This window comes from Rhodanobacter sp. MP7CTX1, from assembly GCF_014205795.1.
GTDB lineage: Bacteria > Pseudomonadota > Gammaproteobacteria > Xanthomonadales > Rhodanobacteraceae > Rhodanobacter.
The window spans coordinates 1-1,053 of record NZ_JACHCN010000044.1 but is presented as its reverse complement, the minus strand read 5'-3'; the positions used below and the strand labels follow the sequence as shown (position 1 = coordinate 1,053).

The window sequence follows — 1,053 nt, the reverse complement described above, 5'->3', positions numbered from 1 at the left end:
AACTTTACGCCGCCAGCCACTCTTTATCTTTTCAGCTCCCGACAATGCCGATCATCGAAAGGTCGGGCCAGGGTCGCTTATTGCACGTTGGTATCGATGATGTGACACGTTGCGATAAATCGCTCGAATGGCACGATCCGTACGGCGCTATGATTGACGGGTAGCCGATCCAAGAACCATCGCGGAGGAAACCTTCTTATGCGACCCGACATGACTCCTGGGGCCACCTTCCCCGACTATGAGCTGTCCGATAACACCGGCACACATCGCAAGCTCTCAGACCTGCAGGCAGAGCAGCCGCTGGTGCTGGTTCTGAGTCGCGGCGGTTACTGCCCCAAAGATCGTCGGCAGCACGAAGGGCTTGTTCAATTGCATCGCGAGCTTGAGGTCGGCTATTGCCGGCTGGTCACGATCAGCACCGACAACATCAGCGAAACCAATGAATATCGCAGCGGAGTGGGCGCCCACTGGCCCTTCTTGTCGGATACACGGCGTATCGTACAGAAAGACTTGGACATCGCCGAATACACCGACCCTGTCCACAATCCGATGATCCCTCACACAATCGTTCTCGAGCCAGGTCTTGTCATCTATAAGATCTACAACGGCTACTGGTTCTTCGGCCGTCCCACGATGGAAGAGTTGCGCCAGGACATGCGAGCCGTGTCAAAGAAATGTCGGCCGGATTGGGACATCACGACACCCGAGCTCAAGGCGGCGTGGCAGCAGGGTCGGAAGGAACTTTTCCACCCGTACGGAAAGACGTACGCCCAGACGATCAGCGAGCAGGACTAGCCAAGGGCGGCGGGATCGCCGATACAGTTGCAGCTGGCCTCATCGCTGCCATTTCTCAGATACCGAAGCGGTGGCCGTCGTTTGCCAACGGCTGCCGCGATTTTGCTGACCAGCTGGATTTCGACTTGCCTCACCATCTGGCGCTCGTCGAATGGCTACGAACCTTCCCGCTCGACCAACGCCAAGTGCTGAGCGAATTCATCAGCTATCGCCACGAGCGGATGAAAGAGAAGCTTCCCATGCTCACAGGTAGCATCG

General features: G+C 57.0%; 1 protein-coding gene. It reads left to right on the top strand.

Annotated elements, in window-relative coordinates; all coding sequences use genetic code 11:
* Positions 1-198: 198 nt before the first annotated feature.
* Positions 199-795, top strand: a complete 597-nt coding sequence (locus HDE77_RS20250) for a redoxin domain-containing protein (protein WP_184419726.1) — start codon at positions 199-201, stop codon at positions 793-795.
* Positions 796-1,053: the final 258 nt, after the last annotated feature.